The organism is Afipia sp. GW821-FHT04G03, assembly GCF_059419985.1.
The window spans coordinates 809338-822787 of sequence record NZ_JBWKSV010000001.1 but is presented as its reverse complement, the minus strand read 5'-3'; the positions used below and the strand labels follow the sequence as shown (position 1 = coordinate 822787).

General features: G+C 58.8%; 15 protein-coding genes. 12 read left to right on the top strand and 3 right to left on the bottom strand.

Translation table 11 applies throughout. The annotated features are described in order from the left end of the window. The first annotated feature begins 232 nt into the window (after nucleotides 1–232). The 3 genes from folE to AC07UB_RS04025 are packed head-to-tail and all read left to right on the top strand — an operon-like array spanning nucleotide 233 to nucleotide 2550. Nucleotides 233–862, top strand: coding sequence for a GTP cyclohydrolase I FolE (gene folE / locus AC07UB_RS04035; protein WP_492788924.1), 630 nt, complete (start codon nucleotides 233–235; stop codon nucleotides 860–862). A 39-nt stretch (nucleotides 863–901) separates the two neighbouring features. Continuing rightward, entirely contained in the window at nucleotides 902–2422 is a 1521-nt protein-coding gene (locus tag AC07UB_RS04030; RefSeq protein WP_492788925.1) for an FAD-dependent oxidoreductase, read from the top strand. Then, the gene (locus AC07UB_RS04025) at nucleotides 2419–2550 is read left to right on the top strand and encodes a hypothetical protein (RefSeq protein ID WP_492788926.1); all 132 of its coding nucleotides are present in this window, start codon (nucleotides 2419–2421) and stop codon (nucleotides 2548–2550) included. The genes AC07UB_RS04030 and AC07UB_RS04025 overlap by 4 nt, the downstream gene beginning before the upstream one ends. Here the strand turns inward: AC07UB_RS04025 and AC07UB_RS04020 are convergent. Further along, nucleotides 2527–3204 carry a TetR/AcrR family transcriptional regulator gene (locus tag AC07UB_RS04020; protein ID WP_492788927.1) on the bottom strand — a complete coding sequence of 226 codons (678 nt, stop codon included), beginning with the start codon at nucleotides 3202–3204 and terminating at the stop codon, nucleotides 2527–2529. The two genes, AC07UB_RS04025 and AC07UB_RS04020, sit on opposite strands and share 24 nt — an antisense overlap. Before the next feature lie 345 nt (nucleotides 3205–3549). Between AC07UB_RS04020 and AC07UB_RS04015 the strand changes: the two genes are divergently transcribed. From AC07UB_RS04015 to AC07UB_RS03985, 7 genes are read left to right on the top strand one after another with little or no spacing between them, the layout of a single operon-like run. Next, a complete protein-coding gene (locus AC07UB_RS04015) occupies nucleotides 3550–4110 on the top strand; it encodes a cupin domain-containing protein (protein WP_492788928.1) in 561 nt (186 codons plus the stop codon). Nucleotides 4111–4125: 15 nt separating this feature from the next. Then, on the top strand, nucleotides 4126–4944 hold the full coding sequence (locus AC07UB_RS04010) for an alpha/beta fold hydrolase (RefSeq protein ID WP_492788929.1): 819 nt from the start codon (nucleotides 4126–4128) through the stop codon (nucleotides 4942–4944). Between the two features lie 58 nt (nucleotides 4945–5002). Further along, nucleotides 5003–6286: an amino acid ABC transporter substrate-binding protein gene (locus AC07UB_RS04005; RefSeq protein WP_494652099.1), complete on the top strand. Its 1284-nt coding sequence runs from the start codon at nucleotides 5003–5005 to the stop codon at nucleotides 6284–6286. A 38-nt stretch (nucleotides 6287–6324) separates the two neighbouring features. After that, nucleotides 6325–7200, top strand: coding sequence for a branched-chain amino acid ABC transporter permease (locus AC07UB_RS04000; protein WP_492788931.1), 876 nt, complete (start codon nucleotides 6325–6327; stop codon nucleotides 7198–7200). Beyond that, a complete protein-coding gene (locus AC07UB_RS03995) occupies nucleotides 7197–8147 on the top strand; it encodes a branched-chain amino acid ABC transporter permease (RefSeq protein WP_492788932.1) in 951 nt (316 codons plus the stop codon). The genes AC07UB_RS04000 and AC07UB_RS03995 overlap by 4 nt, the downstream gene beginning before the upstream one ends. Continuing rightward, nucleotides 8144–8890 carry an ABC transporter ATP-binding protein gene (locus AC07UB_RS03990; RefSeq protein WP_492788933.1) on the top strand — a complete coding sequence of 249 codons (747 nt, stop codon included), beginning with the start codon at nucleotides 8144–8146 and terminating at the stop codon, nucleotides 8888–8890. The genes AC07UB_RS03995 and AC07UB_RS03990 overlap by 4 nt, the downstream gene beginning before the upstream one ends. Nucleotides 8891–8894: 4 nt before the next feature. Further along, nucleotides 8895–9611: an ABC transporter ATP-binding protein gene (locus AC07UB_RS03985; protein WP_492792603.1), complete on the top strand. Its 717-nt coding sequence runs from the start codon at nucleotides 8895–8897 to the stop codon at nucleotides 9609–9611. A gap of 16 nt (nucleotides 9612–9627) precedes the next feature. Here the strand turns inward: AC07UB_RS03985 and AC07UB_RS03980 are convergent, their stop codons facing one another. Both AC07UB_RS03980 and AC07UB_RS03975 read right to left on the bottom strand, forming a co-directional pair. Beyond that, a complete protein-coding gene (locus tag AC07UB_RS03980) occupies nucleotides 9628–10905 on the bottom strand; it encodes a c-type cytochrome (protein WP_494652692.1) in 1278 nt (425 codons plus the stop codon). A gap of 137 nt (nucleotides 10906–11042) precedes the next feature. After that, complete coding sequence (locus AC07UB_RS03975; protein ID WP_492788934.1) at nucleotides 11043–11936, bottom strand: substrate-binding domain-containing protein; 894 nt, start codon at nucleotides 11934–11936, stop codon at nucleotides 11043–11045. An 86-nt stretch (nucleotides 11937–12022) separates the two neighbouring features. Between AC07UB_RS03975 and AC07UB_RS03970 the strand changes: the two genes are divergently transcribed. Both AC07UB_RS03970 and AC07UB_RS03965 read left to right on the top strand, forming a co-directional pair. Further along, nucleotides 12023–12715: an ABC transporter permease gene (locus AC07UB_RS03970; RefSeq protein ID WP_492788935.1), complete on the top strand. Its 693-nt coding sequence runs from the start codon at nucleotides 12023–12025 to the stop codon at nucleotides 12713–12715. Between the two features lie 2 nt (nucleotides 12716–12717). Then, nucleotides 12718–13440: an energy-coupling factor ABC transporter ATP-binding protein gene (locus AC07UB_RS03965; protein ID WP_492792605.1), complete on the top strand. Its 723-nt coding sequence runs from the start codon at nucleotides 12718–12720 to the stop codon at nucleotides 13438–13440. Nucleotides 13441–13450 lie beyond the last annotated feature (10 nt).

Here is a 13450-nt window from a genome sequence, read left to right as displayed (position 1 = left end):
ACCCGAAATGCCGGTGTAGTTGCAATAAGCCGGCGGCGAAATCCGTCGGCGATCGCCATTGTCTACGCCAACATAGTGTCGGCGCCGGGTTCTTGACCCGGCGACCGGTTGCGCGCCTTATCGGATTGAGCCGTCAACTGCTGGCTATTTGGCCGGGAACCTTTCCGCTCACGAACCATCCAAGACATATCAACTCACTGGCGCTCCGGCGCCGGTAACAGGAGATGTCTTCATGAGTTCAAATGTGCAGGCGCTGGAACGGGTCAAACCCTTGCCGGCGGAGACCGAACGACCAAACCGCGCCGATGTCGAGGCCGCTTTCCGGACCATCATACGCTGGACCGGCGATGATCCGGAGCGGGACGGGCTGGTCGAAACCCCCGGTCGCGTCGCCCGCGCATTCGAGGAGTTTTTTGTCGGTTACAGTCAGGACCCGGTCGCAATCCTGCAAAAGACCTTCGAGGAAATCGAAGGTTACGACGAAATGATCAGCCTGCGAGGGGTTCGTTTCGAGAGCCATTGCGAGCATCACATGGCGCCGATTATCGGCAAGGTATGGGTGGCTTATATTCCAAACGGTCGCGTGGTTGGTATCAGCAAGCTCGCACGGGTCGTTGAGGTCTATGCCAAGCGATTGCAGATTCAAGAAAAGATGACGGCGCAGATCGCCAATACGATCAATGAAGTCCTCAAGCCGCAGGGGGTCGGCGTTATCATCAAGGCATCGCACCACTGCATGACGACACGTGGCGTGCACAAGCCGGATACGGATCTGGTGACCAGCCGGATGCTCGGTTGCTTCCGCGACAATCCGCTCACCCGTCAGGAATTCATCGGGCTGTCGGTCGAGCAGGCAGGATAACGTCTGTTCCGCCAGGGTCGGCAGTTAAGGAGAGATACCATGACACAAGAGCAAGCCAAGCCAAGTGGTCCTGATTTCGCCGGCGGTATTGCTCTTGCAGACCTCAAAGACGGAAAGTTGCTTGGGCATGTTGGCGATCAGGATGTTTTGCTGGTGCGAACCGGCGAAGAGATTTTCGCCGTAGATGCTCATTGCAGCCACTATCACGGCCCGCTGGCAGAAGGGGTGGTGGTCGGCAGCAGTATACGATGTCCCTGGCATCACGCCTGTTTCGATCTGCGGACGGGCGAAGCCACGCGCGCGCCGGCATTCAGCGCGCTCAGTTGCTGGCGTGTCGAACAGAGGGACGAACATGTTTTTGTCCGGGAGAAGCTTCAGCCGCACAGGCCGGTCGGCAAAGCGCTGATCGATGTACCGGACAAGATTGTCATCATCGGTGGCGGTGCGGCGGGATTTGCCGCGGCGGAGATGCTTCGGCGTCAGGGTTTTGCCGGCAGCATCGTCATGTTGAGCGGAGAGGCGTCGGCTCCGGTAGATCGGCCTAATTTATCGAAGGACTATCTTGCCGGCAGCGCGCCCGAGAATTGGATGCCGCTGCGGCCGGATGACTTTTACCACGACGTCGGCATTACATTGCGCCTCGATACTCATGTCACCGCCATCGACACCAAAGCCTGCAATGTCGTCGTAAGCAACGGCGAGACCGTTGAGTATGACCGGTTGCTGCTGGCGACCGGTGCAGAGCCTGTGCGGTTGTCGATTCCCGGCGCAGAGCTGCCACATGTTCATACATTGCGCTCGCTCGCGGATTGCCGCTCCATCATCGAGGCCGCCAAAAATGCCCGCCGGGCGCTTGTCATAGGGGCAAGCTTTATCGGGCTGGAAGCGGCGGCTGCGCTGCGCACGCGCGGGATCGAGGTTCACGTCGTCGCTCCGGAGAAGATCCCGATGGAGCGCATCCTCGGCTCTGATATGGGCCATTTCGTTCGTGCGTTACACGAGGAACATGGTGTCGTTTTTCATCTCGAGGATACTGTAGCCGCAATCGACGGCCAGCGCGCAACGCTCAAAAGCGGCAAGGTTCTCGCGACGGACATGGTGATTGTCGGGATCGGCGTACGGCCTCGCTTGGCGTTGGCCGAGGGCGCGGGCCTTGCGCTCGATCGCGGCGTCACGGTGAACGCGCATCTGGAAACGAGCGTTTCCGGAATTTACGCTGCAGGTGATATCGCGCGATGGCCTGATCCCCACTCCGGTGAGAATGTCCGGGTCGAACACTGGGTGGTGGCCCAGCGCCAGGGACAGACCGCCGCGCGCAATATGCTTGGAGCACGCGAGACCTTTGACGCGGTGCCGTTCTTCTGGAGCCAGCACTACGACGTGCCGATCAATTACGTCGGCCACGCCGAACATTGGGACGAGATCGTGGTCGACGGCGATATCAAGGCAAAGGATTGCGTGCTGCGATACAAACGAAAGGGGCGTGTTCTGGCTGTTGCGTCCATATTCCGCGACCTCGCAAGCTTGCATGCGGAGATCGCGATGGAGCGGTCAGATTGATTGCTGGCGAAGCGCCGGTCCAGCAGTTCGGCTGCGATGAAGTTGCCGCGCTTGATATTGAACCGGAAGACTGCGTCGCGAGTCTTCCTCACGATCGTATTGATTTATTTGCTGATCATCAATTTTGATGCGTTTGCGTACAAGCCATCGACCAGCAGCAACACGGCGCCTTCCGCATCCTTGGGAATATCCACGTGATAGACCCATTTCCTAACGCCAATGTAAAAGATGGCTCCGTGCAAACCCCACATCAGCTCCAGTTCGGTTTCCGAAACCGGTAGCGCCGTGATGTCAGGCAATTTGAACTCGTGGCGAAGCTCCCGGATAACCGGCTTGAACACGTGTTCCGCGACGAAATTTGCAAATTTCCTGTTGATCGATGCGCCGGCGAGGCCCGACAAAAGATAGATGCGGACCCATTGGTAATTGTGCAGCATCCGCGCTGCATACTCGACGTAAAATTGTCGGAGGCGAGCGGGTAGTGGGATTGAGCGGTCTGCTATCAGCGCATCCCAGTCGGCGCTCCAGCGCCCCATGAATACTTCTTCGTAAATGCGGTCGATCAACGCGTCCTTGCCGGGAAAATATCGGTACAGCAAACCTTTTGAAATGCCGAGACGCGTCGTGAGTTCTCTGGTCTGCCCTTCGAAGCCACGTTCGGCGAAGTAGGAAATCGCACCATCCAGAATCTGTTGCGCACGGAGCTCTGGATCGAGCCGGACACGCTCGGTTTTGACGGGTTTCTTCGTGGGCCGCTTTGGCTTGGCTGCAGTTTTTTTCATCGACGCTTTGCTCAAGTTGAACGGGCTCGCATGCTTGGTGATGCCCCGAACTCTCTTAATCGACTGACCGAGAAATACCACTCGGATGTTGACAAGGAAAAAGTAGAATGCAACAAATGGGCAAATGCCCAATAATGGACGACAGCCGATTTAGACATCGGCCAAACGTCGCCAGCGGACGGAAACGATCAGGAGCGAGAACAAGCCACCACCAGAAATAGCGCAAGGCGGAAAATCCGGACTTTGGTCGGTGCGGATGTTGCCGTGCGTTATGTATGCAGGGCGCGGTGTGCTCGCGCTCATCTTCGCCGTTCACATCAGTCGAAGCCAAGAAAGGAAAGAACCATGGAACATCTGCCCAGAGCTGGTCTCCCGCGCGCGGAAATGATGAAGCGCGTCGCGTTTTTCAAGGATTTGAAGGGCTCGGATGGTGGTCTTCCCGACAGCAAGATGCAGGGCTGCATTCGCACGCTCTATAACGTCATCGGTTTTCAGCCTCCGAAGGGCGAGGGTGGAGCCGTCACGTCGCCCGTTGGTGACGATGCGTCTCGTCTCGCGGCTATCAAGATCTCTGAAGGCTTTAATCTAGGGTACTGCCGCGCCAAGCCCAACAACGGGCCGATGATGCACAATCACGATACCAACGAGACATTCATCCCGATGACCGGGACGTGGCGCTGCAGCTGGGAAGACGAAAACGGCAAGGTCGATTTTGTCGACGTCGGTCCTTACGACGTTGTGTCGTTTCCTCCCGGTGTCGCGCGGCGGTTTGAGAACATTACGGCTGGCGATCCGAACGAGGAATCGATCCTTATGTTCGTTATCGGAGGCAACGGTCCCAAAGCCGAGTTCACCGATGAAGCAATGGCGACACTGGAAGCCGCAGGCGCCTGGAAGAAGCCGTAACGAATGCGATCCCAGATGGCGAATTCGGATCTGACCGGTCTTGCGAGTGATGGTGCCAACGGCGTTCCGCCGTGGCACCTCACGGCGCAAATTCAGGTATTGCGAATTCAAGATCACGAGTGGTCATGGGTCGATAGCGGGGGCAGCGGTGTCCCGGTGATCATGCTGCCCGGTGCGCTCGGTACATGTGAGGTCTTCTACAAGCAACTTTCCGACACACGCCGCGATATCCGCATGATCGCGGTGACCTATCCCGGAATATCCGAGCCGGAGCGGCTGGCGGATGGGCTCGGCAAGTTGATGGATCACATCGAGCTTCCCAAGGCGCACGTGCTGGGATCGTCGTATGGCGGATACTGGGCGCAGTTCTTTGGTGTGTCCCATGCAGACCGGTTGGAAACCTTGACCATCGGCAACAGTTTCGTCGAGCCGTCCGGGCTGTTCGCCAATCCGCTGTTTAACCCGGAATGGATCTTGAAATCGAGCGCCGAGGAATTACAGCTTGCCTGGAAAGATGCTGTTTCCAAGGCGCCGGCGAGCGAGCTCCGCAGCCTGCAACTCGATATGCTGTCAGGCCGGCAATCTGCGGAAAATTTCAAGGGCAGGGTGGTCGGTGTCGTTACAGCGAAACCGTGCCCGAAACTCAATCTGGCGCTTTCGAAATTGACGGTGCTGGACTGCGACGACGATCCGGTTGTCGGCCCATCGATGAGAGAGGCCGTCCGCGCACGATACGCCGGCGCAACGCTGCGAACGCTGCGAACTGGCGGTCACTATCCGCATATTCTCAACGAGAAGGTCTACGGCGAGACGCTGCGGTCCATGTATCTCTAAGCGCCTGATAAAGAGGCGTGCCTCAAAATTGCAAGAATTGACAGGGGAGGAAAAGCACGTGACACGTTTTTTCAGTATGCTGGATGCGGGCAAGCAACGCTTGTCCAACGGGTTTAAAATTCTCTGCGTTGCCTTGTCGGCGATGGCAGTTTCGGCGCCCGCGAGCGCTGCTGATCCGATCAAGATTGGCTTCAGCATGGCCTTGTCCGGCGGCATCGCCTCGAACGGAAAGGCAGCGCTGCTCGCGATCAAGATGTGGGCCGAGGAGATTAATGCCAAGGGCGGACTGCTCGGACGTAAAGTCGATCTGGTTTATTACGACGATCAGAGCAACCCTTCGACAGTCCCAGGCATCTACACCAAGCTCATCAGTGTCGATAAGGTGGATCTCGTTTTCTCGCCCTACGGCACGAACCTGATCGCGCCGGCGATGCCCGTTGTGATGCAGGCCGGTTACACCATGATGAGCCTGTTCGGCGTCGGTGTGAACGATCAGTTCAATTACGATCGCTACTTCCAGATTATGCCAATGGGGCCTGAATCGGCCTCGGCGATTCCGACCGGCTTCTTCGATGTTGCGATGAAGCTCGATCCCAAGCCCAAGACGATTGCTCTCGTGGGTGCCGATGCCGAATTCGGCAAAGTGACCGTCGATGCTGCGCGCGCGATTGCAAAGAAGAACGGTCTGAAGATTGTCTATGATCGGTCCTATCCGCCGAACACCGTCGACTTCGCGTCGATTGTCCGGTCGATTCAGGCGAGCAGCCCTGACCTCGTTTTCATGGGATCCTATCCGCCCGACTCGGTGGGAATGATCCGGGCCGCGCGTGAAGTCGGCTTGAAGACGATGCTGCTGGGCGGCGGCGCTGTCGGCCTGCAGTTCGCAGCCATTAAGACGCAGCTCGGTCCGCTGCTGAACGGCGTCGTCGGCTACGAACTCTACGTTCCGTCACCGACGCTGAACTTCCCCGGCATCAAGGACTTCATCAAGCGTTACGAGAAGGAAGCACAATCGCAGGGCGTCGATCCACTGGGCTTCTACGTGCCTCCGTTCGTTTACGCAGGCGCCCAGATCCTCGGTCAAGCCGTGGAAAAGACAGGCTCGCTTGACCAAAAGGCCCTCGCTGCGACGCTTCATCAGAATTCCTTCGACACCGTTGTGGGCAAGATCAAGTTCGCAAAGAACGGCGAATGGGATAAAGCCCGTGTTCTGCTCATTCAGTATCAGGGCGTTACCGACAACAGCATTGATCAGTTCCGCAAGGAAGGTACCCATGCCATCCTGTATCCGCCGGAACTGAAGTCCGGGACTCCTCGCGTCCCATTCCAGGACGCCAAATGAGAATGCGTCATGGATTCCGGTGGGCGGGGTAGCGCGTAATGGTTATCTCTGCCGATCTGATAGCAAACGCCGTCATAGCGGGCCTCCTTCTGGGAGGCTTCTATGCGGCGATGACGCTGGGCTTGACGATCTCCTTCGGATTGCTCGACGTCGTCAACATTGCTCACCCTGCGTTCATCGTGACCGGTTCATATATCGCGTACACCATCAACACCGCCTTCGGGATCGATCCGATCGTTGCCGGATTCATGGCCAGCCCCTTGGCATTCGTCGCGGGGGTGCTGCTCTATCGGTTCTATCATGAGAGTTTTGAAAAACGGGGCGACGACTCGTTGCGCGGGCTCGCGTTCTTCTTCGGAATCATGCTCGTCATCGAAGTGTCGCTGATTCTTGGATTCGGCGTCGATTACCGGACGGTTCAGACGGCCTATCAGGATGTAACACCTGTTGTCGCCGGAATGGATTTTCCCCTCCGGATGACGATTCCGTTCGCCATCTCGATCTTTCTGGTCGTCGCCGTTCAGCTTGTCTTGTCCTTGACCTTCTTCGGCAGGGCATCACGGGCTGTTTCCCAGGATCATGTGGCGCTGCGCCTGATGGCGGTTGATCCGGTTCGCGTGAAGTCGATCGCGTTTGGCGTCTCTGTCGCGCTTGCGACGATTGCAGGGTCGCTGCTGATCGTTATTCAACCGGTTGAGCCATCGATCATGTGGCTTTACGTCGGAATTCCATTCGCCATCTGTGTGCTGGGCGGCATGGGAAGCGTGTCTGGGACCTTGATAGCAGGGCTTCTTCTCGGGGTCGCCGAAAGCATTACTGCGGTGTTCTGGGGACCGTCATGGTCTCCAGCGCTGGCCTTTGGTGTGCTGCTCGTTGTCATCGGGTTCAGGCCCGCCGGCCTGTTTGGGAGATGACCGTGAGGGCAACTTGGTTTTATGTAAGTTTGCTCGCAGTTACGGCCATCATTTTCCTGGCAACGCATCTGGTGGGAAATGACTACGCTTACTTCGCGGGCTACGTCATTTTGCAGTACGTCGTTCTCGCAACGGCGTGGAACATTCTTGCGGGTTACACCGGATACATCAACTTTGGCACCGCTGCATTCATGGCTGTCGGGACCTACTCAACAATCGTCATCTCAAAGCTGACGTCACTGCCGCTTCCGCTGTTGGTGGTGATCGGTGGATTGATGTCGGGCATTCTCGGTCTGCTGACCGGGTACATGACGATGCGTTTCAAGGGCATTTTCTTTTCGATCGCAACGCTGGCGCTCGCCATTGTCCTCCAGACGCTTGTCGTCAACTGGTCCTACGTCGGAGGTTCGCGAGGCGCCTACGTCCTGCGTCCGGCAAGCATCGCGTTCTTTCAGAACTATGCGCAGTATCTTTTTGCCATCATGCTGGTGCTGGCGATGTTCGCAGTAAGCGTCGCGCGGGCCATCGGCCGTTCGACGATCGGTGTCGGTCTGGCAACGATCAGGGACGACGAGACCGCGGCCGAGGCTTGCGGCGTGCCGACGTTCAAGCTCAAGCTGTTTGCCACGGCCGTGAGCGGTGCGCTGATGGGAATGGCCGGCGCGCCGCTTCCATATTACCTGACCTACGTTGAACCGACATCGGCATTCAGTCTGAGCTACACGGTCAACAGCATTGCCATGCCCATTATCGGCGGGATGGCGAGTTGGCCGGGCCCGGTGATCGGCGCCATTTTGCTGGGGTCGATCCAGCAACTCGCGACCGTCACCATTTCGTCCTCGCTCAATTTGCTTGTTGTCGGTGTCCTGCTGTTGGTTTTTGTGACTGTCGCGCCGAATGGGATCCTTGGTCTGATTTCCAGTCTTCGGAAGAGGGCGGGACAATGAGCGAATCGAAAGAAGCGCTGCTCTCCGTTCGTGGGCTGGAAAAGAAGTTCGGCGGTTTCACCGCGTTAAAATCGTTCGATCTGGACATCAAGCCGGGCGAACGTATCGGTGTTATCGGCCCGAACGGTGCAGGCAAGAGTACGCTTGTGAATTCTCTCACCGGAACGATCCGGGCGGATGCCGGAAAGATCATTCTGGATGGACAGGTCATCGACAACCTTGCCGCGCATAAGCGCGCGAGAATGGGATTGATGCGGAGCTTCCAGCTGCCGCGTCCTTTCAAGAGCATGAGCGTCATCCAGAACATCCTGGTGCCTATCGCCTATGCGCGCCCGTCGCAGGATGGGAAGGTTTACGACCTGGCGCGGGCGCAAGACGAGGCCAGGGAAATCCTGCAAGCGATAGGTCTCGGCAAGAAGGCTGATTTGCCGGCGATGTCGCTGACGCAGGTCGATATGCGCAAACTCGAGTTGGCCCGAGCCATGGCAGCCAAGCCGAGAATTCTGTTCTCGGATGAGGCAATGGCAGGGCTTTCCGACAGCGAAGTCGATGAAGTTCTGGATTTGCTGTTCTCCATCAACAAGGATGGAGTGGCGATTGTGATGATCGAGCACATCATCAAGGCGGTGACGAAGTTTTCTCAGCGTATTGTGGTGCTCGTCGCCGGGCAGAAGCTGGCCGACGGAAATCCGCAGGAGGTACTTTCCCTTCCCGAGGTAGAGAGGGCGTATCTTGGCGAATAGTTTGATGATCAATGAAATTGATGCCGGCTATGGGCGCAACCGGGTTCTCACCAAAGTTTCGCTTTCGGTAAATCCCGGCGAAACGGTTGTTTTGTTGGGGACCAATGGCAACGGGAAAAGCACTCTCATAAACAGCATCGCGGGATTGGTGCGTCCGGAAGCCGGCGAAATTGTCGCGACTCTCGGAGGAGAAACCCATTCGCTTATCGGAAGTTCGGCCGATCAGATCGCCGGCCTTGGTGTCAGTCTTGTGCCGGAGGGCCGACGGCTGTTCCCAAAGATGACCGTTCAAGAAAACCTCATGCTGGGCGCAAACCGGAAGGCCGCGCGAAGCGAAATGCAAGGCAACCTGTCGTATTGTTTCGATGCGTTCCCGGTACTCAAGGAGCGGCTCAACCAATTGGCCGGGAGCATGAGCGGTGGCGAGCAGCAAATGCTTGCGCTGGCGCGCGCCCTGATGTCGTCGCCCAAGATCCTTTTGATCGACGAGCCTTCGGTTGGCCTGGCGCCGATCTATGTCGCCCGGATGATCGATAAAATTCAGGATCTCAAGGATCGCTTCAAGCTGACAATTCTGATGGCCGAACAGAATTTCCGCCAGGCCAGCCGCATTGCCGATCGTGGATATGTGCTGGTCCACGGAAAGATCGTCTTTGAAGGCAAAACCCGCGACGAGCTCGTGGACAATGATATCGTCCGGAAGCTCTATCTCGGGCTGTAGGCGTGGCTTGCTTTGCTTACTTTTTTGTCGCGCGTGCGAGAAACTGAACCAGCGCCTTGCGATCGTCGTCTGAGCCGATGACTTGCTCGGGCATTTTGGTGCCGGGTGTATAGGCTGCGGGTCCGATCTCGAAAAGTTTCGACACCGTTTCCGGCGTCCAGATGATGTCGAGTTTTTTCAGCGGCTCCGAGAAATTGTAGTCCGGCAGGGTTGCGATCCTGCGCCCAAAGATCCCTGACAGCGTCGGGCCCGCCTTGTTGCCCTGATCCGGCGTGAGCGTGTGGCAGGCGACGCAGGCACGGAAAATCTCAGCACCACGATCACCGGCGTAAGCGGCAAGCGGATCGTTCGGACTTTTCTGAATGGTGGCTCCGACAGGCTCGCCCGTGAGCGCATTCCAACGCCGGATCATGCTGTCGGTGCCGCCGGTGAGAAGCGTACCGTTGTCCGGCATGAACGCGACTGACCATACCGGGAGTCCAGGTCCAACCAGCCTGCGCGCAAGCGTCCGCGCCTTACGGTCGATAATCGCGACCGATCCCCGAATATCGGCGGCTGCGAGCAGCGCGCCATCCTTTGACATCGCCATCGCGATCACGGGGATCGGCCCTGCAGTGACCTCGCCTACAGATTTGCCTGCATGGTCGAGAAAATGAACTTTGCCGTCTGCGCCGGCGGTGACGATTTCGCCGTCGTCGGACACGACGACCGAATTGAGCGGCGCGGGCAGGGTGGTGATGGACGGGGCGGCGGTGCTGTCGAGTGGCCAAATGCGGACGGTCAGGTCGTAACTCACGCTGATGAGAGTCTTGCCGTCGACGCTGAACGCGACGCCGTTGACGTTCTGCGTGTGGCCTTCGAGAATCCGCGATGTCCCGCCGGTGAGAGGCCAGAGCCGCACGGTATGATCCCACGATGCCGAAGCGAGGGTTGCGCCATCAGGTGACAGCGCAAGTGCGGCGATCGGCGCGGTGTGGCCATCAAGCACGATGTCAGGCTGCTGTTTGCCCGAACTCCAGATCGCGATGCGGCCATCCGCGCCGGCGGTCGCGGCACGCCCGTCCCTCAGCAGGGCGGTAGCGTTGACGGCGTCAGCGTGAAACCGGAGAACCTGTTCGGCAGCGTCGCGACCGAGCGACCATCGGATTGCGCTGCCGTCGAAACTTCCCGACAGCAGTGTTTGTCCATCGGGTGAAATCGACAACGCCCGGACCGGCCCGCCATGGCCTCGCAACTGGGCGACAGCAGGCGCCGCGCTGAATGATGCAATCAGCGCGCCGATTATCAGCAGCACGTGAAGCCGATAGTTTCTGACATGCCCGTCAGCGTTCCGCACGCGTGGTTCCCTCTAGGCAACGCGTATCGAAGCACGAAAATCAGGTTCAATAAACCGATACGGAAGCGTTCGGATATGCGGCGAAAGCCGCAATGTCAGGCGAAATAGCGAATCTTGCCGGCCGGTGCGGTGTCGTAGCCCGCGAGATCGTCCGCGCGTTGTTTGAGGGCAGGTTGCGCAATGAAGGTCATTAGCGCTTGCAGCGCAGGCTTGAAGTAAGCACGCTGCCGCATCAGCAGATCGAAGTTTTCCCAAAGCAGTGGCATAAAATCGAGACCGGCAGCCCTGGCGGCCGCGCGCGTCGCGATGCCGCAATCGGCTTCGCCCGCGCGAATGGCTGTCGCGAGATCAGGTCCGGTCAGGCACGGCGGATCGAGTCGGCGCAGATCCTTCAGCTTCGCATCATGTTGCTTGAGCAATGAACCGAGCAGCATTTGTGCGCCTGCGCCCGCTTGCCTCATGGCGATCGTGGCTCCGGACGCGAGAACGTCAGGGATACTCATGAGCTTTTTCGGATTTCCCGGCTGGAGCAAGAGGCCTTGTTCGCGGCGCACGAACCCGACCAGCACGGCATCGTGTAAACTTGGTATCGCGCGCACTGCTGCAATATTGGCGTCGTTGCCAGAATTCGGCGTGTCTTGTTCCGTGTGGAAGTGGATCGCGGCAGCAATTGCTTCGCCCCGCAGCACGCGGCCGACGCCGCTCTCCGTTCCTTCAACAAGCGTCGCCAGCCCGGAGCCGGACTCGCGCAAACTCCACTCGAGGAGCGCGTCCTGACTTCCGCCGACGATCAAAGGCGCATCCGCTGGGGCCATTCCGGCCGGCCGCATTAGTCCTGACAGCACCCACCGATCGAGTTCCTCGCGCGGGAAAAGCCACTTGCCCGTCACTTTGGTGCAGGGGATCGCGCCTTCAGCCACAAGCTCATAGAGCTTGCGTTCGCCAAGCCGCAGGTACTCGGATGCCTCGCTTGTGGTCAGGAAATCCATCCTGCATTTATATGCATATTGCTGTTTCAATTCAATTCGTTGACATAACTGAAAAATATGCAGGACAAGGCATTGGGAGGAAAATCATGCTGGACGGGCTGAGCGCCTGGCAATTGATCACGAGCGGCGATGCGACGCTGTTCGCCATCGTCAAATTGTCGCTGGCCGTGAGCCTTTCTGCGGTCGTGCTGGCGGCGGTCGTCGGGTTGCCGCTGGGGGCATTGCTCGCGCTGATGCGCTTCCCGGGACGAAGCGCGATCGTCGTGCTCGTCAACGCGTTCATGGGACTGCCTCCGGTCGTGGTCGGTCTTGCGGTCTATCTGTTGCTGTCGCGGTCCGGACCGCTCGGCAACCTCGGCATCCTGTTCACGCCCACGGCGATGATCATCGCGCAGGCGATCCTGATCGTGCCGATCATCGCGGCCCTGACGCGCCAAACCATTGAAGATCTCTGGATCGAATACCGCGATGAATTGTCGGCGATGGATGTCGGTCCCCTCGGTCGCGTCACGACGCTGCTGTGGGATGCGCGCTTCAGTCTGCTGACCGCACTGCTCGCGGGATTTGGACGCGCGGCGGCGGAAGTTGGTGCTGTGATGATCGTCGGCGGCAATATAGAGGGCTTCACCCGCACTATGACCACGGCGATTGCGCTCGAAACCTCGAAGGGCAATCTGCCGCTCGCACTCGGTCTGGGCATGATCCTCGTGGTGATCGTGCTTGCGATCAACGCAGCGGCTTGGGGCGCACGAATCTGGTCCGAACGGCAGGCGGGATGACCATGCGGGCGCCGGTGACAGATCTTCCAGTCGCGTTCGATCGTGTCACGGTGCGCGCCGGCGCTACGACGATCATCGATCGTCTCACGCTGACATTGGCGTCGGGTTCACCGACGCTTGTGGTCGGGCCGAACGGCGCTGGCAAAAGCACCTTGTTGCGCTTGTGCATGGGACTTGCGGTGCCAACCGAAGGCCGCATTACATGGGGCGGCCGCGCCGACAGGAAACCGACGCGCCGCGCCTTCGTGTTTCAGCGGCCAGTGATGTTGCGCCGGACTGCGGCCGCTAACATCGCGTATGGCCTGACCCACGCCGGCTATCCGCTTGAGAAGGTGGCGGCACGCACTGCCGAATTGCTGGAGCGTGTGGGCCTGTCGGACCTGGCAATGCGTCCCGCCCGTCGGCTGTCCGGCGGCGAACAGCAGCGACTGGCGCTGGCGCGCGCCTTGGCGCGCGACCCCGAACTGCTTCTGCTCGATGAGCCAACCGCGAGTCTCGACCCCGCGGCCACGCGCAGCGTCGAGGAGATTGTTCGGAGCGCTGCGCAGTCGGGCATCAAGATCGTAATGGCCTCGCACGATCTCGGTCAGGTGCGGCGCCTTGCGGGCGACGTTGTCTTCATGGTGCGTGGCGCGGTGTGCGAACAGACGCCAGCGGAAGATTTTCTCAAAAATCCGTCAACGCCGGAGGCTGCGGCTTTCGTGCGCGGCGATCTCGTTGTTTGAACTCGAAAGG